The sequence below is a fragment of the Paenibacillus tyrphae genome (assembly GCF_024158745.1).
GTDB lineage: Bacteria > Bacillota > Bacilli > Paenibacillales > NBRC-103111 > Paenibacillus_G > Paenibacillus_G tyrfis_A.
This window is the reverse complement of sequence record NZ_JAMZAW010000020.1, coordinates 124,089-148,057: the sequence shown is the minus strand read 5'-3', so window position 1 is coordinate 148,057 and position 23,969 is coordinate 124,089. Positions and strand designations below refer to the sequence as shown.

General features: G+C 61.7%; 1 protein-coding gene and 1 pseudogene. Both read left to right on the top strand.

The genetic code is table 11. The features are described from left to right. Position 1 precedes the first annotated feature (1 nt). Positions 2-15,511: pseudogene (locus tag NI000_RS26540) on the top strand (SDR family NAD(P)-dependent oxidoreductase); the annotation flags it as partial. Between the two features lie 97 nt (positions 15,512-15,608). After that, positions 15,609-23,933, top strand: a complete 8,325-nt coding sequence (locus NI000_RS26535) for an SDR family NAD(P)-dependent oxidoreductase (protein WP_253414378.1) — start codon at positions 15,609-15,611, stop codon at positions 23,931-23,933. Positions 23,934-23,969: the final 36 nt, after the last annotated feature.

Here is a 23,969-nt window from a genome sequence, read left to right as displayed (position 1 = left end):
CATGGAAGATCAAATTCTAATCGGCAAGGATCATCCGGTCGTCAAGCATCACAAGGCCTATGGTCAAGAGCTGTTTCCGGGATTTGCGTACATCGATCTGCTCTATCAGCTGTTTCGAGAGCGGGGCTATGATTTCGCACGGCTGGATCTTCTCAATCTTTCCATTTATAACCCGCTGGTCGTGGGGCAGGATCTGAACGTCCTGCTCCGCGTTCAGTGCGACGAGACGGAAGCCGGCCGCTGGCAGATTCGCGTGGAAGGGCAGGAGCAGCGCAAGGGGGTCTTGTCCCCGGAGCGCAAGTTGCACATCACGGCGGAGATGCATCTGTGCGATCCGCTGACGTTCGACGAGGTTCTTGATATCAGCCGGATTAAGCAGACGGCCGCGCGCTCGGTATCGCTTGATTCGTTTTATGCGCAGTGCCGCCACCAAGAGCTCGTGCATACCGGGTTCATGCTGGCGGACGGCGTGGTCTATGAGGGCGAGAACGGGGCGTCTTACATCGAGATCGCGCTGGGGGACGAGGCGCGCCGCAGTGCGGAGGGCTTCATGTTCCACCCGACGCTGATCGATGGCAGCGGCGTTGGCACCGGTGTCTTGTTCGACAACACGAACGAAGAGGAGCAGCGGCTGTTCCTGCCGCTGTTTTATGAAAAATTCCGCGCCGCCGCTCTGCTCGGAACGGAGTGCTGGACTCGCATCGCCAAGCCGGTTGAGCGGAAGAAAGAGCTCAATTTTCTGACGATGGAGTTTTTTGACACGAACGGAAAGAAGATCGCGGAGCTGCTCAATTACAAGGGCAAGCTGGTGCGCGGGGCAGGGCTGATCAATCCGGCCCGCAAGGCGGAGGCCGCTGTGCAAGAAAAGCCGAAGCCAAAACCACAGCCCCGACCTTCCGCACCGGTCGCACCTCCTGCGTATGCGTCGGGAGGCGGTTCGGCGGTCGAGGAGGCGTCCGCATTCCTGCGCCGGTTGATCGCCGAAAAGCTGGGCAAACCGGAAGATCAAGTGGCGACAGATGTCGGGTACTACGAGATCGGCCTCGACTCGTCGATGCTGCTGGAAGTCGTGACGGCGATCGGCAGCAAGCTCGAAACGCAGCTCATGCCGACGCTGTTGTTCGAGTACACGACGATCACGGAGCTGGCCGAGTACCTCGCTGAGCATCATGCGGATCGTTTCGGCGGCGGTGCAAGCGGAGCGAATCAGGCAGAGGCAGAGTGGAGCGAGCCGGCGGACGAGCTGTACGAAGCTGAGCGCGAACTCCCGGAGACCGGCAGCTATGGCGTGCCGGATGCGGGAGAGGACATCGCGATCATCGGGATGTCCGGCAAGTATCCGCAATCGCGCGACCTTCACGAGTTCTGGGAGAATCTTCTGGCCGGCAAAGACTGCATCACGGAGGTTCCGGAGTCGCGCTGGGAGTGGGAGCGGCTGGAGGGCGTCAAGTCTCCGTCCGGCAAGCCGATGTCGCGGTGGGGCGGTTTTATCCATGATCCGGACCGCTTCGACCCGCAATTCTTCCGCATCTCGCCACGGGAGGCGGAGACGATCGACCCGCAGGAGCGCTTGTTCCTGGAGACCTGCTGGGAAGCGGTGGAAGACGCCGGCTACACCCCGAAGACGGTGGTGACGCCAAAAGGGCCGAACAAGCGCCGCAACGTCGGCGTGTTCGTCGGGGTGATGCACAAGGACTACACGCTGATTCAAGCCGAAGCGGTGCGCGACGGACAGCCGCAGCCTTTGTCGCTTAGCTATGCGTCGATCGCGAACCGCGTGTCGTATTTTTGCAATTTTCACGGACCGAGCATGGCGATCGACACCGTCTGCTCGTCTTCGCTGATCGCCGTGCATCTGGCGCTGGAGAGCATCAAGCGCGGCGAGTGTGAAGTGGCGCTGGCCGGCGGGGTGAACCTGTCGCTGCATCCGAACAAGTACATGACGTATGGCATGATGGACATGCATTCCAGCGACGGGTACTGCCACACGTTCGGCAAGGGCGGCGACGGGTATGTGTCGGGCGAAGGCATCGGCTCGGTGCTGCTCAAGCCGCTGAGCAAGGCGATTGCGGACAACGACCACATCTATGCGGTGGTCAAAGGAAGCACGACCAACCACGTGGGCGCGGTGAGCGGGATCACCGTCCCGAGCCCGGTGGCCCAAGCGGACATGATTCAGGCATGTTTGGAAAAAACGGGTGTCGATCCGCGCACGATCTCGTATATGGAAGCGCACGGCACCGGGACGTCGCTCGGCGACCCGATCGAGATCCAAGGGCTGGTCAAGGCGTTCCGACACTTCACGCCGGACAAGCAATACTGCTCGATTGGTTCGGTCAAGTCCAACATCGGCCACGGCGAATCGGCGGCCGGCATCAGCGGTCTGCACAAAGTCGCCCTGCAGCTTCATCACAAAAAGCTCGTGCCGTCGCTGCATTCGGTGGAGCTCAACCCGTATATCGATCTGGAAAATTCGCCTTTTTACGTCCAGCACAAGACGGAAGAGTGGCAGCGTCCGACGCTCATCGAAAACGGTGAGCGGGTCGAATACCCGCGCCGTGCCGGGCTGAGCTCGTTCGGGGCGTACGGCTCGAACGCGCACGTGATCTTGGAGGAATACATCCCGCCGCAAGCGGTGACGAGCACGGAAGGGCAGGGTGCCGCGCTGGTTCCTCTGTCCGCGAAGAACAAAGAGCGCCTGGTCGCCTATGCGGGCCGCTTGCTGGCGGCTCTGAATAAGAACGAGGAGGCGCAGCGTCAGAATCCGGTGCGGGTGGCTGTGCAAGCTTTGGAGCCTGTACAAGCGCAAGGGATGGAACTGCGTTTGGAAGCGGTGATGCGGGAGATGCTCGCGGAGCTGATCCACGTGAAGGCAGACGCGTTGGAAGCGGATGTCGAGTGGAGCGAATATGGCATCGAACCGATTCACCTCGCCCAGCTGAGCGAGCGTCTGCAAGCGGAATTCCAACTGGAGGTCGATCCTAAAGAACTGCTGGAGCAAGAGTCGATCGCGGCGGCGGTGGCCCACGTGGCAGGGCTTGAGGGAGCGGTGCGGGAAACGGCGGCGGCCGGCCTGCATCTAGAGTCTGTCACCCCGGCTGCGGAGGCTCTTCAACGCCTCAACCTGATCGACCTCGCGTACACGCTGCAAGTCGGTCGGGAGGCGATGGAGGAGCGCGTGGCCTTTGTCGTCCGCGACCTCTCGGAGCTGAAGCAAAAGCTCGAAGCGTATCTGGCAGACCCGGACGGGCAGGCGGGCGTGCATCGCGGCTCCGTCAAGCAGAACAAAGAGACGGTTGCGCTCTTCAGCGCAGACGAAGACTCGCGGGAACTCCTGAACCGATGGATCGCCAAAGGCAAGCATGACAAGCTGGCAGACCTCTGGGTCAAAGGCGTGGAGATCGACTGGAATCGCCTCTACCGTCAAGGGCGTCCGCAGCGCATCAGCCTGCCGCCCTACCCGTTTGCCAAGGAGCGCTATTGGGTTCCCAAGGCTGCAAACAGAGCGACGGCACAGGTCGCGGCCGAAACGGCGGGCGTGCAGAGCGTGATTCATCCGCTGCTGCATCAGAACACGTCCGATTTTGCCGAACAGCGTTTCTCGTCGACCTTTACCGGCGAGGAGTTCTTCCTGAACGATCATCGGGTGCAAGGCAATCGCGTCCTGCCGGGCGTGGCTTATCTGGAGATGGCGCGGGCCGCAGTCGAGCATGCAGCCGGCGGGCTGGTCGAAGGGCCGAGCGAGGTGCAACTGCAGAATGTCGCATGGGTTCGCCCGATCACGGTAGGAGAGCAGCCTGTGCAGGTGCACATCGGACTGTTCCCGGAAGAGAACGGCGAGGTCGCGTATGAGATCTACACCGTGAGGCAGGACTCCGAGCCGGTGGTGCATGGCGAAGGCCGCGCGCTGCTCGCTTCTGTCACGGCTCCTCCGACGGTCGATCTTGCCTCGTTCCAGAAGCAAGCGTCCTCACAGGTGCTGACTTCGGCAGCCTGCTATGAAGCCTTCTCGTCGATGGGCATCGAGTACGGGGAAGGTCATCGTGGCATTCAAGAGCTCTACGTCGGCGCAGGTCTCGTGCTGGCTCGACTGTCTCTGCCGTCCGCGTTGTCAGCATCCGCCAGCCGGTATGTTCTGCATCCGAGCCTGATGGATTCTGCGCTGCAGGCGTCGGTCGGCTTCCTGCTCGGCGCGCGCGGAGACCTCTCGCCGAACCCGATTTTGCCGTTCGTGCTGCAAAAGCTGGAGGTCTACCAAGCCTGCACCTCTGAGATGTGGGCGGTGCTCCGCCACAGCGAAGGCAGCCAAGCAGGCGGCGCGGTGGAAAATCTCGACATCGATCTTTGCGACGAGGCAGGCCGCGTTTCGGTTCGAATCAAAGGCTTCACGTACCGTGCTCTGGATGCGAAAACGCCGTCCGGGCAGGAGGGCAAAAACGACCCGCTGGTCGGCAACTTGACCTTGGCACCGGTATGGGATGTCGTCACGCCGGAACGCGTGCCGTCTTTCCCGGCTTCTGCCGATCGCGTGCTGGTGGTCGGAGGCACTTCGGAGCAGCAGCGTTCCGTGTGCTTGCACCTTTCGAACGTGCAGTCGCTCGACCTGCAGCCGAGCGATTCCATCACAGAGATCGGGGACAAGCTGCAGCGCCTCGGCAGATTCGACCACATTTTCTGGATCGCTCCGGAGCGCGCTCTCTCCTCGGTGACGAACGAGGCGCTGGTCCGCGAGCAGGAAGAAGGCGTGCTGCTGCTCTTCCGCACGGTCAAAGCTCTTTTGCAAGCGGGATACGAATCCCGTCCGCTGGGCTGGACGGTACTCACGACGCAGGCCCAACCGTTGCACGCGCAGGAGCAGGTCAACCCGACCCACGCCAGCTTGCACGGATTGGTCGGCTCTCTGGCGAAGGAGTACCCGCGCTGGAAAATCCACCTGGTCGATCTCGAAGCGGGCGCCTGGCCGCTGGTTGACTTGCTGCAGCTCCCGACGGATCGCCGTGGTCGCTCTTGGGTCTATCGAGGCGGCGAATGGCACCGCCAACAGCTCGTCTTGCTCCAAGCGGCGCCAGCTGACGGCACGCTGTACCGACAGGGCGGCGTGTATGTGGTGATCGGTGGGGCCGGACGGATCGGAGAAGCATGGACCGAGTACATGATCCGCCGCTACGAGGCGCAGGTCGTCTGGATCGGTCGCCGTCAACCGGATGCCTCCATTCGAGCCAAGCTCGAAGCCCTCGGACGGCATGGCAAGGCTCCGCACTATGTGGCCGCCAATGCGACCGATGCCGCGTCGCTCCAGCTGGCGCGTGACGAGATCAAGCAGCGGTATGGCCGAATTGACGGGATCATCCACTCGGCGATGGTGTTGCAGGACGCAGGACTGGATCGCATGGAGGAGGCGCAATTCCGCACCGGATTCTCGGCGAAGGCGGACGTCTCTTTGCGCGTGGCCCAGGTGTTCCGCGACGAGCCGCTTGATTTTGTCCTGTTCTTCTCTTCGATCATCTCGTTCATCAAAAATGCGAACCAGAGCCACTATGCGGCTGGTTGCACGTTCATGGATGCTTTTGCCCATCAGATGGCGCGCGAGATGTCTTGCCGCGTGAAGGTGATGAACTGGGGCTACTGGAACGCCGAGGAGATCGTGCATTCCAAAGAAGGGGAGCTGTTGTCGCAGGTCGGCATCGGATTTGTCGAGCCGAAGGAAGCGATGGAAGCTCTGGAGACGCTGCTGACGCGCCCGATCGCCCAATTTGGGCTGATGAAAACCACCAAGGCCGTGCAGGTCGAAGGGGTGAACGCGACCGAAACGATGCAGATCGGGACGGACGTTCTGCCTGCGCTTGCAGAGTCGCTGCAAAAGCGCCTGCCGGATCAGAACGGTCGCGTGGCGCGCATGAAGGCGGACGAGAGCTTGGACAAGACGGACATGGAGGAGTTGCTGGTTCGTCTGCTCGGCGCGCAGCTGCAAGCGCCGCAATTGCAGGACGGAAATGCGGTGCGCGGATTTTACCGCAAATGGCTGGCGGAGAGCGTCGCCGTTCTGGAGCGCGACCCTGCGCTCAAGTTCGATACGCCGGCACAGGTGCTCTGGCAGGAATGGGAAGCGAACAAGCCGCACTGGCTCACCAACCCGAACCTGAAAGCCCAGGTGCAGCTCGTTGCGGCCACCTTGCGCGCCTTGCCGGATATCCTGACCGGCCGCGTGCCGGCGACGGAGATCATGTTCCCCAACTCCTCGATGGCGCTGGTGGAGGGGATCTACAAGAACAACCAGATCTCCGACTACTTCAACGAGGTGCTCGCCGACACGGTGGTGACCTATCTGCAGGAACGGATGGCGGACGATCCGGCCGTCTCCCTGCGCATTCTGGAGATCGGCGCCGGCACGGGAGGCACGAGCGCGATGGTCTTCCGCAAGCTGCGGCCGTATCAGGATCGCATTGTGGAGTACTGCTACACCGACATCTCGCGTGCGTTTCTGCTGCATGCAGAGCGTGAGTACGGGGCTGACAATCCGTATCTCGCACCGAAGATCTTCAACGTCGAAGCACCGCTCGCCGGACAGGACATTGAAGCGGGGGCCTACGACCTTGTCATCGCGACCAACGTCCTGCATGCGACCAAGAACATCCGGCAGACGATTCGCAACGCCAAAGCCGTGCTTCGACCGAACGGCCTCCTTTTGCTGAACGAGATCTCGCAAAATGCGCTGTTCACGCATCTGACGTTCGGCCTGCTCGAAGGCTGGTGGCTCTACGAAGATGCAGAGTTGCGCATTCCGGGCAACCCGGGCCTGTTCCCGGAGGTTTGGGGCAAGGTGCTGGCGAGCGAAGGCTTCTCCGGCGTGTTCCATCCGGCAGAGCAGGCGCATGAGTTCGGCCAGCAGGTTGTCGTCGCCATGAGCGACGGCGTCGTTCGCCAGAAGCAGGCGGCGAAGAAAAGCAAGCCGGTGGCCAAGCAGGCGACCAAGCCACAAGCAGCAAAACCGCAAGCGGTATCGATCAAGCCGACCCCTGTGCAGGCGACGGTCGCCGCGCTTTCTCCTGAATCTCTGCGCGAGAAGAGCGTGACGTATCTGAAAGAGCTCGTCAGCGACACGCTGAAGATTCCGGTGCACAAGATCGACGAGACGGAAGCGTTGGAGGAGTACGGCATCGACTCGATCCTCGTCGTGCAGCTGACCAATGCTCTGCGCGAGGTGTTCGGGGAGATCAGCAGCACCTTGTTCTTTGAATATCAGACGCTCGGCGAGCTGGCCGACTATTTTGTCAAGGCGCACAAGGACGCTTTGCAAAAGGCGATCGGCTTCGAGCTGGAACCGGTGAGAGCAGAACCGATTGCGGTTGTGCAGCCGGCATCCGTCGCGCCTGTCGCGCAGGCTCCTGTCACGAAGGCTCCTGTTACGAAAGAACGCCTGCGTGAAAACGTCATCGCCTACCTTCAAAATGTGGTCGGTGACACGCTGAAGATTCCGAGTGACCAGATCGACCCGTCCGAATCGCTGGAGGAGTATGGCATCGATTCGATCCTCGTCGTCCAGCTGACCAATGCGTTGCGCGAAGGGATCGGGGAGGATCTCAACAGCACGCTGTTCTTTGAATACCAGACCCTAGACTCGCTGGCCGATCATCTGGTCGACACGCAGCGCGAGGCGCTTGTCGCAAAGCTCGGGCTGGCCGGGCAGACGGAGGTGCAGCAGACGCCGCGCACGGAGGCTTCCGTGCCTGCACAGGCCGCGCAAACACGCACGAACCTGACCTTCCGCACGTCCTCCAAGCGCTATCTGCAGCGGCAAGAAGAGGCACCTGTCGCCCGCGAAGTGAGAGCTGAAGAGCCGCCGATGCGCCTGCAGGACATCGCGATCGTCGGGCTGGCCGGGCGCTACCCGGGCGCTGACGATGTGAACAGCTTCTGGAACAATCTGAAGCAGGGCCGCAGCAGCGTGGGCGAGATTCCGCAAGAACGCTGGAACTGGCAGGACTATTTTGACCCGGAAAAAGGAAAAGCGGGGACGATGTACACCCGATGGGGAGCGTTCCTGAAGGACATCGACAAGTTCGATCCTTTGTTCTTCCAGATCTCCCCTGCCGAAGCGGAGAAGATGGACCCGCAGGAGCGGTTGTTCCTGGAGACGGTATACGCGAGCATCGAAGATGCGGGGTACACGCCGGGCACTCTCGCGGAGAGTGGCAAGGTCGGGATGTTCGCCGGGATCATGAACGCTTTTTACCCGACGGGTGCGAACTTCTGGTCGCTGGCGAACCGCGTCTCGTATCTCTTTAACTTCCAAGGGCCGAGCATCAATGTGGACACGGCTTGCTCGTCCTCTTTGACGGCGATTCATCTCGCCTTGGAGAGCTTGTACAGCGGCACGAGCGATTGTGCGATCGCAGGCGGTGTCAACCTGATCTCTGATCCGGCGCACTATCTGCGGCTCTCGGCGATGACCATGCTCTCGGCGACCGATGCGTGCAAGGCGTTCGGCGATGGGGCCGACGGCTTTGTCGACGGAGAGGGCGTCGGGGCGATCCTCCTGAAGCCGCTGCACAAGGCGATCGCCGACGGCGACCACATCTATGGCGTCATCAAGGGCAGCATGGTGAACGCGGGCGGCAAAACCAACGGCTACACGGTGCCGAACCCGAACGCGCAGTCTCGCGTCATCGCAGACGCTCTGCAGCGGGCGGGCGTTCACCCGCGGACGGTCTCGTATCTCGAAGCGCATGGAACCGGCACGTCGCTGGGCGACCCGATCGAGATCACCGGCCTGACCAAAGCATTTGAAAAAGGCACGGAGGACAAGCAGTTCTGCGCGATCGGCTCGGCCAAGTCGAACATCGGCCATTGCGAGAGCGCTTCAGGCATCGCGGGCGTGACCAAAGTGTTGCTGCAGATGATGCATGGACAGATCGCGCCGACCCTGCACGCCAAGACGCTGAACCCGAACATCAACTTCGGCAAGACGCCGTTTGTCGTGCAGCAGGAACTGGGAGAGTGGCCGCGTCCGGTTCTGGAACTGGATGGGGTTCGTCGAGAATATCCGCGCATCGCAGGGATCTCGTCGTTCGGCGCCGGCGGTTCGAACGCGCATCTGGTGATCGAGGAATATATCCCGAGCGGAGCACGCCAGACCAAAGGCACCGCGCCGGAGCAGCCGGTGATCGTCGTGCTGTCGGCGAAGAATGAGGAGCGCCTGCAGGAAAAGAGCCGCCAACTGCTCGCCTTCGTGGCGGAAGGACGCATCACGGATGCCGATCTGGTGGACGCGGCCTACACGTTGCAGGTGGGACGCGAAAAGATGGAAGAGCGGATGGCCCTCGTGGTCCGATCCTTGCAAGAGCTGACAGACCGTTTGGAAGCGTACGTGCAAGGGCAGGAAAACATCGCCGGGCTGTACCGTGGTCAGGTCAGACGCGGCAAGGACAAGCCGAGCCTTGGTCACCTCGCATCCGAAGCAAGCGATTGGATGCAGAATCGTCAGCACGACAAGCTCGCCGAATTCTGGGTCCTTGGTGGCAGCATTGACTGGAACGAGCTGTATCAAACCCTACCGCAGCGCATCAGCCTGCCCACCTATCCGTTCGCCAAAGAGCGCTACTGGATGTCCAAGGAGGAGGGGACGGCAGGCAGCGGACGCCGTTCGTCGCAAGCGATGAACACGGCGCTTCACCCGCTGCTTCACCGCAACACGTCCGACCTGACCGAGCAGCGATTTACCTCGACCTTCACAGGGGAGGAGTTCTTCTTGGCCGACCATGTCGTGCAAGGCCAGCGCATGCTGCCGGGCGTGGCGTATCTGGAGATGGCGCGCGAAGCTGTCGAACTGGCGGCTGCTTCTCTGAAAGATGGAAGAGACGGCCTGCGCCTGAAGCATGTCATCTGGGCAAGCCCGCTCCTCCTCGGGGAGCAGCCGCTGGATGTGCATCTGAGCCTGTTCCCGGAAGCGGATGGCGAGATCGGGTTTGAGGTCTATCGCGAGGAGGAGGCAGGTCAGGAGCCGGTCATTCACTCGCAAGGGCGTGCGGTCTGGAAGTCGTTTGAAGCCATGCCAAGTCTTGACCTCAAGACTTTGCAGTCTCAGTGCTCCCTGAAGACGCTCGATGCCTCCGCGTTCTACTCGATGTTTGAGTCGCTTGGCATCGACCACGGGCCGGCACATCGCGGCGTCGAGCGCGTGCATCTGGGCACGGATCGAGCGCTCGCCCGCCTTGTGCTGCCGGCTTCCGTTGAGCAGGAAAGCTCGTTTGTGCTGCATCCGAGCCTGATGGATTCGGCCTTGCAGGTCACGCTGGCCCTGCTGTCCGACGGTGCCGACATCAAGCGTCCGGCTCTGCCGTTCGCGTTGGAGGAAGTGGACATCCTCGGTTCGTGCACGGACGAGATGTGGGTGCTCGTGCGCCGCAGCGCTGGCAGCCGTCCGGGGGACAAGGTGCAGAAGTTCGACCTTGACCTCTGCGCCGCAGAAGGCGATGTCCGCGTTCGCATCAAGGGCTATTCCGCACGACAACTGGACGATGGGCGCGGCCGGGAAGGAACGCTGATGCTGCTCCCGAACTGGACGGAGCAACCGGTCGGCGAGCCGGCACAACAGCCGAGCTACAGCCAGCGCTTGGTGCTCCTCTGCGACATGGAGGCAGACGTGCACGACGCTCGCTGCATAACTTTGCGCTCGGAGACATCCGATCCGGCAGCGCGTTATGAAGCGCACGCGACCCAAGCGTTCCGAGAGATCAAAGCTCTGCTCCAACAGAAGCCCAAAGGCCAAGTGCTCGTGCAGATCGCAGTCGGCACCGAGCCGGAGCATCGCTTGAGCGCAGGACTCTCCGCTCTGCTGCGAACGGCGTCGCAAGAGAATCCGAACCTGATCGGGCAACTGATCGAACTGGAGCGCACGTCCGACGCGACGGAAGTGGCCGCTCGCCTGCAAGAGAATCTCGCCCGCTTGGAAGACCGTCACGTTCGCTACCAAGATGGCAAGCGCTGGGTGGCAGGCTGGAGCGAAGCGGAGGTCTCCCGGCAGGAGGTGCACATCCCGTGGAAAGATGGCGGGACGTACCTGATCACGGGCGGCGCAGGCGGTCTCGGCCTGATCGTGGCTCGGGAGATCGTGCAGCAAGTCAGCGGCACGACCTTGTATCTCACCGGCCGCTCTGCTCTTGGAGCGGCACAGCAGACCGCGATGCAGGAGCTGCAAGCGACAGGTGCTCGCATCGAGTACAAGCGTGTGGATGTGACCGACAGAGCACAGGTCGCGCGCCTGTTTGACGCCATCCGCGCCGACTCCGGCAAGCTGGACGGCCTCGTCCACAGCGCCGGCGTGATCCGCGACAACTTCATGCTGAAGAAAACGGAAGCGGAACTGGCCGAGGTGCTGGCTCCCAAAGTGGCGGGTCTGGTGAATCTGGATCAAGCGAGCGGCGACATGCCTCTCGACTTCTTCGTCACCTTCTCGTCGATCGCCGGTGTGCTCGGCAATCCGGGCCAAGCAGACTACAGCATGGCCAATGCCTTCTTGGATGCATATGCCCAGTATCGCAACGGGCAGGTGGCAGCCAAGCAGCGCCAAGGTCGCACGCTGTCGATCAACTGGCCGCTCTGGCAGGACGGCGGCATGCGCTTGGATGCCGAGACGGAGCGAACCTTGCAAGAACAGCTAGGCATGACCGCGATGCCGACCTTGAGCGGCGTACAGGGGCTGTATCAGAGCCTCGCGGTGGAACAGGATCAGGTTGTCATGTTTCACGGCGACATGAGACAGCTGCGGGCTTCCCTGTTGGAGCAGCCGCAAGAGACAGCAGTTCCGACTGCATCGGCTTCTGTGCTGAGCACGTCTTCGGTGTCGGAAGAGATCCTGCGGGACAAGTCGATTCTCTTTTTCAAAAAATTGCTATCGACCGTCCTGAAGATGCCGACGGCCCGCATCGAAGCGGATGCGCCGCTGGAGGACTATGGCATCGATTCGATCATGGTCATGCAGATGACCAACCAGCTGGAAAAAACGTTCGGTTCGCTGCCGAAGACCTTGTTCTTCGAATATCAGAACATCGAAGACCTGACCGGGTACTTCATCGACTCCTATCCGGAGCCGATGAAAAAGCTGCTCGGGGTCGAGGTGCCGACAGATCAGCCGGCTCCGGCAGCCGCTGAGCCGGTCGCAGAGCGGGAAGCGCCCGTGCTCAGCAAGCGAGGGAGAGGCCATTTCGTACAAGCTCCTTCGAAGGTGCGTGCAAACGTGCCGACCGTTGAAGCAACTTCTGATGCAAAACCGCTGGATATCGCGATCATCGGCGTATCCGGCCGCTACCCGGAGGCGCAGAACCTGCGCGAGTTTTGGAAAAACCTGCGCGACGGGCGGGACTCGATCACGGAGATTCCGGCTGACCGCTGGGATCACAGCCCGTATTACGACGCCGACAAGCGCAAACCGGGCAAAACGAACAGCAAGTGGGGTGGCTTCCTCCAAGATGTGGACAAGTTCGATCCGCTGTTCTTCAACATCTCCCCTCGCGATGCGGAGTTCATGGACCCGCAAGAGCGGCTGTTCCTGCAGACCGTCTATGAAGCGATGGAAGATGCGGGCTACACCCGCGATGCGCTCGCCAAGCACCGCGCCTATGGGCTCGACGGCAATGTCGGGGTGTTCGTCGGCGTGATGTATGAAGAGTATCAGCTGTACGGGGCGCAGCAGACGCTGCTCGGCAAGCCGATGGCGCTGGCCGGCAACCCGTCTTCGATCGCCAATCGCGTGTCCTATTTCCTGAACCTGCACGGGCCGAGCCTGGCGGTCGACACGATGTGCTCTTCGTCCTTGACCGCGATTCATCTGGCCTGCCAGAGCTTGCTGCATGGCGGGTGCGAGGTGGCGATTGCCGGCGGCGTCAACGTGTCGGTGCACCCGAACAAGTACCTGCTGCTCGGGCAGAACAACTTCGCGTCGAGCAAAGGGCGCTGCGAGAGCTTTGGCGAAGGCGGCGACGGATATGTGCCGGGCGAAGGCGTGGGCGCTGTGATGCTCAAGCCGCTGGCCAAAGCGCTGGAAGACGGAGACCAGATCTACGGCGTGCTGAAAGCGACCGCCATCAACCACGGCGGCAAGACCAACGGCTATACGGTCCCGAACCCGAACGCGCAGGCGAGCGTGGTCGGCCGCGCCTTTAAAGAGGCCGGCATCGATCCGGGCACGCTCTCCTATGTGGAAGCGCACGGCACCGGAACGTCGCTGGGCGACCCGATTGAGATCGCCGGTCTCACCAAGGTCTTCCAAGAATCGCGTGTCGGCGGGCAGAAGTGCGCAATCGGTTCGGTCAAATCGAACATCGGGCACTCGGAGAGCGCCGCGGGCATCGCCGGTCTGACGAAGGTGCTGCTGCAAATGAAACATCGTCAGCTCGTGCCTTCTCTGCATTCAGCCGTGCTCAACCCGCACATCGACTTTGACCGCACGCCGTTCGTCGTCCAGCAGGAGCTGGCGGAATGGAAGCGGCCGGTGATCGACGGGCGGGAAGTGCCGAGGAGAGCAACTGTAAGCAGCTTTGGCGCGGGTGGTTCCAATGCCTGCCTCTTGCTGGAGGAATACGTTCCCGAAGCGGAGGTTCGCGTGCAGCGGAAGGTCACCGCAGAGAACCCGGCGGTCGTTGTGCTGTCGGCCAAAGAAGAGCCGCGCCTGATCGAGCAGGCAAGGCATCTCCTGACCGTTTTGCAAGAGGAAGCGTTCACCGAAGCCGACCTCGTCGATCTCGCCTACACCTTGCAGGTCGGACGAGAAGCGATGGAGGAGCGGTTGGCCCTGACGGCTTCGAGCGTCGGGGAGTTGGTGGAAAAGCTGGCGGGCTTCCTGAATGGGGAGGACGGCATCGACGGCTTGTACCGTGGTCAGCTCAAAGGCAACAAAGAGACCCTGTCCTTGTTTGCGGCCGATGAAGACTTGCAGGCGGCGATCGAGGCGTGGGTGAGCAATCGCAAATATGCGAAGCTGCTCGACCTGTGGGTCAAAGGATTGGCGTTTGACTGGAGCCGGCTCTACGAAGGAAACAGACCGCGACGCATCTCCCTGCCGACCTACCCGTTCGCCAAGCAGCGCTGCTGGGTGGAGCCGCTGATGGAGAATCCGGGAGTGGCTTCCTTTGCACCGCAGACTTCAAGCACAGAAGCGAACCTTCTGCACGATGAGCAAGGCGAGGTTGTGAGTCTGGTTCCTGTCTGGGATGCGGTTCCCTTGGAGCGAGGCCCCTTGCACCCATCCCCGCTCGATCAGATCGCCATCGTAGGCGGCACGCCGGAGCAGCAGCAAGCGATCCGGCAGTATCTGCCGAACGCGCGCGAACTTGACATCAAGCGGGGAGAGAGCGTGGAGGCCATCGCCAGCAAGCTGCAGGCGCGCGGTGCGCTCGATCACATTTTCTGGATCGCGCCCGACCGTTCTTCTGACGGGCTGGAGCTGGAGGCGGTGATCGCCGGGCAGCACGAAGGGGTTCTGCTCGCCTTCCGCCTGATCAAAGCGGTGCTCGATCTCGGGTACGGAGCTCGAAGCCTTGGCTGGACGGTGCTGACGACGCAGACGCAGGCTCTGCACCGCGAAGAGGCGGTCAACCCGGTTCACGCCGGTTTACATGGCCTGATCGGTTCGATGGCCAAGGAGTATCCGAACTGGAACATTCGCCTGGTCGATCTGGACGCAGAGGAGGCATGGCCGCTGCCCGACCTGTTCACGATCCCGGCAGACCCGCAAGGGGATGCATGGGTCTATCGAGGACGGCAATGGCATCGCCAGCAACTGGCGGAGCTGAGTTGCCCACAGCCGGATCAGACGATCTACAAGCCGGGCGGCGTATACGTGGTGATCGGCGGGGCCGGCGGCATCGGCGAAGTCTGGAGCGAGTACATGATCCGTACTTACGCGGCGCAGATCGTCTGGATCGGCCGCCGTTCGCAGGATGCCGCGATTGAAGCCAAGCGGATCGCCCTGTCCAAACTGGGGCCTGCACCGCACTACATCGCGGCGGATGCGACGGATCGACAGTCGCTGGAGCGCGCCTATGAGGAGATCAAGGCTCGCTACGTACAGGTCGACGGGATCGTACACTCCGCGATCGTGCTGGCGGACAGCAGCCTGGCCAACATGGAGGAGGGGCAGTTCCGCGCCTCGCTCGCAGCCAAGGTGGATGTCAGCGTCCGCATGGCGCAGGTGTTTGGCGAAGAACCGCTCGACTTCGTGATGATCTTCTCCTCGGTGAACGCGTTTCTCAAAGCGGCAGGCCAGAGCAACTATGTGGCCGGCTGCACCTTTACCGACGCGTTTGCGCACCGGCTCGCACAGGAATGGCCTTGTGCCGTGAAAGTGATGAACTGGGGCTACTGGGGCTCGGTCGGGGTCGTCGCATCTCCGGCCTATCAGGAACGCATGACCCAGGCGGGGATCGGCTCGATCGAGCCGCCTGAGGGCATGCAGGCGCTGGAGGCGCTGCTGGCAGGTCCGATGGATCAGATGGCACTGATGAAGATTTTGAACTAGATGAAAAGCGCTCCTCTTCCTGTCCGGGAAGGGGGGCGCTTTTTTTTATGCAAAAGATAGGAAAGCAAATCACCTGACTTGAGGGGGCAAGATCATGAACCGGTATCTAGGGACAAGAGCAGGAGACATCATCACCGTCTATCCGCAGAAGCATCCCTCCATTGTGAAACAGATCCGCAAGGAGTTCGTGTCTGATGACGCCACCCTCCTTCGCGTCTGGGCGGAAGGCAGCCGTGATCGCGAGGAACTGGATGAACTCCTCTGTCGTCTGCTCGGGGCGCACCTGCGCGAACTGGGACTGCATCCGGCCAAGAACCCGGCTCGCGGGTTGGCCGACTTATATAACAAGTGGTACGAAGAAAGCCTCGCCCTCTTGACCCGTTATGCGCATCTCAGCTTCGACGCATCGTCGGAAACGCTCTGGCAGGAGTGGGAGGCGAGAAAGTCTCGCTGGCTGGAAAAAGCGGAACTCAAGGCGCAGGTCGTGCTGGTCGAGACGACGATGCGCGCACTGCCGGACATTCTGACGGGCAAGCGGGCGGCGACGGACATCCTGTTCCCTGATGCCTCGATGAAGCTCGTGGAAGGCGTGTATAAAAACAACGCGATCTCCGACGGCTTCAACGAAGTGCTGGCCGACACGGTGGTCCTCTACCTGCAGGAGCGTTTGAAAAACGAACCGGCGGCGCGCATCCGCATCTTGGAGATCGGAGCCGGAACCGGCGGGACGAGCGCGATGGTGTTTGACAAGCTACAACCTTATCAGCAGCACGTCGAAGAATATTGCTACACGGACATCTCCAAGGCGTTTTTGCTCCATGCCGAACGGGAGTATGCTCCGAAGGCTCCGTATCTGACCTATCGAGTGTTCAATGTGGAGGAGCCGATCGCCGGGCAGGGACTGGACGCGGGGGCGTATGACCTCGTGTTGGCGACCAACTGCCTACATGCCACCAAGAACATTCGCCAGACCTTGCGCAATGCCAAGGCTGTTTTAGCAAAAAACGGCCTGTTGCTGCTCAACGAGATGAGCCGTAATTCGGTGTTCACGCACCTGACCTTTGGCCTGCTCGATGGATGGTGGCGGTATGAGGATGCGGAGCTGCGCATGCCGGGTTGCCCGGGCTTGTCTCCGCAGGCCTGGTCCTCGGTGCTGAAAGCGGAAGGATTCCGCGCGGTCGATCATCCGGCGCAAAAGGCGCACGATCTCGGCCAGCAGATCATCGTGGCGGAAAGCGACGGGGTGGTGCGACAGAAACAGGGGCAAGGGCCGACGGTGGCCTCCACCGCAGCGAAGTCGCCGAAAACGGAGACCCCCGTTGTGTCGAGAGAAGCGGGCGAGGCTCCGGCATCCGAGGTGACGGCCTCCGAGGTGACGGAAGCGCTGATCGAGGAGCGGGTGAAGGAGGCGATCAAGGACCAGCTCGTCTCTTCGTTAAAAGTGGTTCGGGATCGGATTGATTCCGACAAGTCGTTTGCCGATTACGGTCTGGATTCGATCACGGGTGTTCATCTGGTGCAGGCGCTGAACGACAAGCTGCCGGTCGGGTTGAAGACGACGAACCTGTTCGATTACAGCTCGGTCAACCAACTCGCTTCCTACATGCTCCGGCAATACAAAGAAGCGCTTGCCACAGCGTTCGCTCCCGCCAAGCCTCAAACATCGGCGACGACCTCAGCGACTGCAATCGCAAATGACCCTGCAATTGCAAATACAATTGCATCGGCAGCAACATTGGTGCAAACGGCAAGAGCTCAAGCTGACGTTCAGCAAGGCGCTCGAGAAAGTGCTCGAGAAGGCGGTCGAGAAGGCGGTCGAGTTGATGGTCGAGACGATGCGGGGAAAAAGATCTCCGAACAAGGCGGAGATCTTGATGCGATTGCGATCGTCGGCATGAGCGGGCGTTTTCCGAAGTCGGGGGACTTGGGCGAGCTGTGGGAGCACCTGGCGAACGGAGACGATCTCGTTGGCCCGGTGACGCGATGGGATCTTCGCTCTTATCATGCGGAGGGAGCACGCTTTTGCAACGAAGGCGGCTTCCTCAATGACATCGACCGCTTCGATCCGCTGTTCTTCCACATCTCGGGCGTTGAAGCGACGTACATGGACCCACAGCAGCGCATTTTCCTCGAAGAGTCTTGGAAAGCGCTCGAAGTGGCCGGTTATGCCGGCGACGCGGTCAAAGGAGCCTCCTGCGGGGTGTATGTCGGGATCAACGGATGCGACTACCAGCAGTCGATGGTTGAACAGGCACCGGCACAAGCGATGTGGGGCAACGCCGCCTCTGTGATTCCGGCGCGCATCTCGTATTTCCTAGACCTTCAAGGCCCGGCGGTCGCGGTCGACACGGCTTGTTCGAGTTCGCTCGTCTCCATCCACTTGGCTTGCCAAGGGTTGCGGTCGGGGGAGACGGACATGGCGCTGGCCGGCGGCGTTTTCATCCAGAGCACGCCTCGTTTCTACTTGACGGCAGAGCGTGCGAGCATGCTCTCGGCGACGGGGCGCTGTCACACGTTCGATGACCAGGCGAACGGATTCGTGCCGGGAGAAGGTGTGGGGGTCGTCGTCCTCAAACGACTGAAAGACGCGCTCGCCGACCGAGATCATATCTATGGCGTGATTCGAGGCTCAACGCTCAACCAGGACGGCACGACGAACGGAATCACCGCTCCCAGCGCCAATTCGCAAGAGCGTCTGGAGCGCGAAGTCTATGAGACGCATGGGATCAACCCGGAGCAGATTCAACTGGTCGAAGCGCACGGCACCGGAACGAAGCTCGGCGATCCAATCGAGTTCGACGCCTTGACCCGCGCCTTCCGCGCCTACACGGATCGCAAGGAATACTGCGCGATCGGTTCGATCAAAACGAACATCGGACACGCAGCTGCGGCGGCCGGGGTCGCCGGGGTGCTCAAAATCCTGCTCGCGCTGGAACACAAGCAACTGCCGCCCTCGCTTCATTTTGATGCGTGGAATGCAAACATCGAGCATCAAGGCAGCCCGTTCTATGTGAACACCAAGCTGCGGGACTGGAGCATCGAGCCGGGGAGCAAGCGCCGCGCGGCGATCAGCGCCTTCGGGTTCAGCGGCACCAACGCGCATATGGTGATCGAGGAAGCGCCGCAGACCGTTCGGACGCCGATTGACAGAGCTGGGCATCTGATCGTGCTGTCCGCTCGCACCGCCGAACAGCTTCGCAAGCAGGTGCAGAATCTGATCGCCTTCTGCGAGCAGGAACCGAATGCGGACTGCGGCAACATCAGCTACACCTTGCTCATCGGGCGCAGGCATCTGCCTCACCGCTTGGCCTGCGTGGTGCGCGATGTGCCGGAACTGGTCAAGTCGCTGCAAAAATGGCTGGAGACGGGAAAAGTCGCCGGTGTACATCACGGCGAATTGCTTGAGAACGAACTTCGGGAACAGCCGTCGCTCAAACACTACGGCAACCAGTGCATCGAAAACTGTCGCCATGCTGCCCAAGGGGCAGCCCTGCTCGAACAGCTCGCGGCCGTGGCCGATCTGTATGCACAAGGCTATGCGCTGGAGTACGGACGCCTGTTTGAAGGGCTGCCCTATGCGCGCATCCCGCTGCCGACATATCCGTTTGCCAAGGAGCGGTATTGGAAGCCGGAGGGTTCGGCGCAGTCTGTCGCGAAGGCGGGCGGCACAAACTCCCGCACGCTGCATCCGTTGCTGCACGAAAACATTTCGGTGCTGGAAGAGCAGCGCTATGCGTCTGTTTTTACAGGAAAAGAGTTCTTCCTTGCCGATCATGTGATCAACGGACAGCGGATTCTGCCGGGCGTGGCCCATCTCGAAATGGTCCGCGCAGCTCTTGAGCTGGCGGCAGGAGCGAGCGAAGAAGGCAGCGCATGGCGCTTGCAGCATGTAGGCTTCGCAAGCCCGATCCTCGCAGGGAACGGGCCGGTTGAGGTTCAGGTCGGGCTGCGGGCGGAAGAGGCCGAGGCGATTTCCTTTGAAGTCAGAGACGGGCGGGGGGCTGTCGTACACAGCCAAGGCCGGGCGAGACGCTTGGGTAAGGCAGATGCTCCTGCCGTCGATCTCGCCACTCTGCAGACGGCCTGCTCGCAGAACCGAATCAGCGCTTCCGAGCTGTACGAGCTCTTCCGCCAAGCCGGGCTGGACTACGGGCCGGCACACCAAGTGATCGAGAGCCTGTCGATCGGAACGGGGCAGGTGCTGGCGAAGTTGTCGCTGCCCGATTGCGTGGCTGACACAGAGAGCCGCTACGTTCTGCACCCGAGCCTCATGGACGCGGCGCTGCAGGCCGCGATCGGCCTGATGCTCGGCACTGCGTCATTCAAGCCGCTTGTGCCCTTCGCGTTGGAGGAAGTCGAGATCTACGGCCCGTGCACGCCCTCGATGTGGGCCGTGGTACGCCGCAGCGAAGGCAGCACAGCGGAAGACAAGGTGCAAAAGTTCGACGTGGACGCGTGTGACGAAAATGGTCAGTTGCGCGTGCGCTTGAAAGGCTACACCTCGCGCGTGCTGGAAGAGGGAGCAGGGGGGCGCACGCAGGGAGCGCACTTGCTGCAGCCGAGCTGGAAGCAGCAGGGCATCGCGCAGAAGACGGCCCTTCCTGCCCTGTCGCAGCATCTGGTGCTGCTCTGCGAGCTGACGGCACCTCTCGTGCTCGGTGGACAGGTCGTGGCGCTGCAGTCGGATCGTCAGGACATCGCCGAGCGCTACCAAGCGTATGCGGTGCGCGTGTTCGAAGAGATTCAGACCCTTCTGCGCAGCAAGCCACAGGGCAAGGCGCTGGTGCAAGTCGTGGTGCCTGCCGACGGAGAAGGTCAGGTCTTCAGCGGCCTTGCCGGACTGCTTCGCACCGCCCGCCGCGAGAACCCGAACCTGATCGCGCAGCTGATCGAGATCGAGGACACGGCAGGATTGGAACACAAGCTTTTGGAAAATCGCCATTCCCTGCAAGATGACCGCATCCGCTACCGATACGGGCAGCGCTGGGTCGCTTCTTGGGATGTGGCGGAAGTCTCGCAGCAGGCGTTCCACATCCCGTGGCGCGATGGCGGCGTCTACCTTCTGACCGGCGGTGCGGGAGGACTCGGCCTGATTTTTGCCAAAGAGATCGCAAGCCAAGTCAAGGCTCCGCGACTGATCCTCACCGGCCGCTCCCCCTTGGGCCTGCAGCAGCAAGCGGCTCTGCAGGAGTTGAAGGACCTCGGCGCACACATCGAGTACCAACAGGTCGATGTGACGCGGGAAGAGGCGGTTGCCGGACTGTTTGAGGAGATCCGGGCGCGCTATGGCACCCTCCAAGGCATCCTGCACGGAGCGGGCGTGATCCGCGACAACTTCATCATCCGCAAGACCGGGCAGGAGATGCAGGAGGTGCTGGCTCCCAAAGTGAGCGGATTGGTCCACCTCGACCGTTCGAGCATCGGGCTGCCGCTGGACTTCTTCGTGCTGTTCTCCGCTGTGGCCGGCTGCCTCGGCAATCCGGGGCAGGCCGATTATGCGGCGGCCAACGGATTCTTGGATGCTTATGCTGCCGAGCGCAATCGTCTGGTCGCTCGCGGGCAACGCCAAGGCCGCACGCTTGCGATCGACTGGCCGCTCTGGCAAGACGGCGGAATGCAGGTGGATGCAGAGACGGAGCAATGGATGAGAGAGCATACGGGGATGATCCCGCTGGAGAGCCGGAACGGGATTCGGGCTCTCTATCAGGGCTTGGCCATCGGGTGCGATCAGGTGATGGTGGTGCAAGGCGACCTCGCCCGGATCACGGAGAAGCTGCACCCGCTGTTCCCTGCCCCTGCTGCCCGCCCGGTTCACAGCGTGGCTGACCATGTGCAAGCGAGAGTGCTCCAGATCGCCTCGGACTTGCTGCAGGTCAGACCTGATGAACTGGATGCCGAGGCCGAGTGGCTGGACTACGGGATCGATGCGTTTCTGATGAATGAGCTGGCCGATCGTCTCAACGAGGAGTTCGGCCTGGATCTGACGCCGAGCACCTTCTCGGAACTGCCGACGATCCAGCAGGTGATCGACCTGCTGACAGGCGAAACCGACAAGCAGGTTCCCGCAGCTCCGATCCCGACTGCCAAGGAAGAGGCGGTTCTGGCGAGCGCAGCGGCCGATTTTTTCAAAAAGCAGCTGTCCTCCGTCCTGGGAGTTCCGGCTGAGAGCATCGAAGCGTCTGCGCCGCTGGAAGTGTACGGCATCGACTCGATCATGGTGATGCAGCTGACCCGTCAATTGGAAAAAACGTTCGGTGCGTTGCCGAAGACGCTGTTCTTCGAGTACCAGAACATTCGCGATCTGACCGGGTACTTTTTGAAAAATCACCGTGCCCATCTGATCGACCTGCTCGGGGTCGAGGAGCGACCGGCAGAGCCTGCATCGGTTTCGGTGGCAGCGCCTGTGCGGAAGGTCGTCGCGCCGGTTCGCGCGGCGGTCAAGGAGCCGACCAAACAGAGCGGCGCGCTCGACATCGCGATCATCGGCCTGTCAGGGCGCTACCCGCAGGCGGATGATCTGGAGGCATTCTGGAACAACTTGCGCGAGGGTCGGGACTCGATCACCGAGATTCCAAAGGAGCGCTGGGATCACAGCCCGTATTATGACCCGGATCGCAGCAAGCGTGGCAAGACGTACAGCAAGTGGGGCGGGTTCGTGCGCGATGTCGACAAGTTCGACCCGCTGTTCTTCAACATCGCACCTCGGGAAGCTGAGATCATGGACCCGCAAGAGCGCCTGTTCCTGCAGTCCGTGTATGAGGCGATGGAAGATGCGGGCTACACCCGCGACACGCTCGTGTCAGGCGGGGAATCGGGCGAGGAGCGCAATGTCGGGGTCTACGTCGGGGTGATGTACTCGGAGTATCAGCTCTACGGAGCGGAGGAGACGCTGCGGGGCCGTCCGATGGCCTTGTCGGGCAACCCGTCGTCGATCGCCAACCGCGTGTCCTATTTCTTCAACTTGCACGGCCCGAGCCTTGCGGTCGATACGATGTGTTCCTCGTCGCTCACGGCGATTCATCTGGCCTGCCAGAGTCTGGAGCAAGGCGACTGCGAGCTGGCCGTGGCCGGCGGGGTCAACCTGTCCTTGCATCCGAACAAGTACCTGATGCTCGGCCAAGGCAAGTTCGCGTCGAGCAAAGGGCGCTGTGAGAGCTTTGGTGAAGGGGGCGACGGGTACGTGCCGGGTGAAGGCGTCGGCGCTGTGCTGCTCAAACCGCTCGCCAAGGCGTTGGAGGACGGCGACCAGATCTACGGCGTGATCAAGGGGACGGCGGTCAATCACGGCGGCAAGACCAACGGCTACTCCGTCCCGAATCCGAATCTGCAAGCTCGCGTGATCGGACGCGCGTTCAAAAAGGCCGGCATTCACCCGCGCTCCCTCTCTTACTTGGAAGCGCACGGCACGGGAACGGCGCTCGGCGACCCGATCGAGATCGCCGGATTGATGAGAGTCTTCCAAGAAGACACGGCAGACACGCAATTCTGCGCGATCGGATCAGTCAAATCGAACATCGGCCACTGCGAGAGTGCGGCTGGCATCGCGGGCCTGACCAAAGTGCTGCTGCAGATGAAGCATCGCCAACTGGTGCCGTCTCTGCACGCAGACGTGCTGAACCCGAACATCGACTTTGGTCGGACGCCGTTCGTCGTGCAGCGGGAACTGGCGGAGTGGAAGCGCCCGCTGCTGGAGGTGGACGGCGAGCTTCGCGAGGTTCCGCGCATCGCTGGCATCTCCTCGTTCGGAGCGGGAGGTTCCAATGCGCATCTTGTGATCGAGGAGCATGTGCCGGAGGTAGCACCGCGAGCGGCTGCCCGTATCGCGCAGAACCGTCCGGCTCTGCTCGTGCTGTCCGCCAAAGACGAGCAGCGTCTGCACGAGCAGGTGCTGCGCCTGCAGGCGGCGATCGACAGACAGGTCGTGACGGATGACACGCTCGCTGATGCGGCCTATACCTTGCAGGTGGGGCGCGAAGTGATGGAAGAGCGGCTCGCCGTGGTGGCAACCTCCGCACAGGACCTGCAGCAGAAGCTGTCCGCCTATCTGCAAGGCCGTCCGGCGCTTGGCGCGGTCTTCCGCGGTCAGGTCAAAGGCGCGACGGACAGCTCGCTGTCGTTCGCGGCGGATCAAGATCTGCAGGAGCTCGTGACGAAATGGTGGGAGAGCGGCCAGCTTGCCAAGCTGGCCGACCTCTGGGTCAAGGGCCTGCGTGTGGAGTACGGTTCTTTGTATGGCACGGAGAGACCGCGCCGCCTCTCGCTACCGACCTATCCGTTTGCCCGGGAGAGATGCTGGGCGGTGGAGGGGCCGAATTTTGACGAAGGGTTCTATGAGCAGATTCTGGACGAGATGGTGGACGAAGAGATCACCCTCGAAGAAGCCCTTCTGAAAATCAGCAGCGCCCTGATCCCGAATTGATCTCTTGACTAAATGAATGTTGCGAGATTAGTATTA